1 pseudogene is annotated in these 371 nt (G+C 62.5%); it reads left to right on the top strand.

Annotation, left to right across the window (positions count from 1 at the left end):
* Nucleotides 1-87 precede the first annotated feature (87 nt).
* A pseudogene (locus AC0L2J_RS34790) lies at nucleotides 88-371 on the top strand (ABC transporter substrate-binding protein); the annotation flags it as partial.

Here is a 371-nt window from a genome sequence, read left to right as displayed (position 1 = left end):
ATGGAGTGTTGGCCGCGAGTAAAACGTGGCAGGTCTTAGACAACGCCACTCCAATTTGGGCTCGCATAACAGGGGAGAAAGCAGACGATGAGGAAGACATTGACGGTCGCGGGTGCCTTCGCCGTGATCGGCCTGGCAGCGGGTGCGTTTTATCCGGCGAAACCCGCGTTCGCGGGCGATCAGCTGACGGTCACCGGCTGGGGCGGGGCCGGCCAAGCGGCCGCGCGCAAGACCATGTTTGAGCCCTTCACAAAGGTCACCGGGACCAAGATCACCGAAGACGAGTGGAGCGGTGAGATTGCCAAGGTCCGCGCCATGGTCGAGTCCAGGACCGTGAGCTGGGACGTGTTCGACGGCAACGCGACCGATGT

The organism is Bradyrhizobium sp. MV1.5 (genome assembly GCF_055807615.1).
Note: the sequence above shows the minus strand (reverse complement) of the source record. Positions and strands in the feature narration are given on the sequence as shown.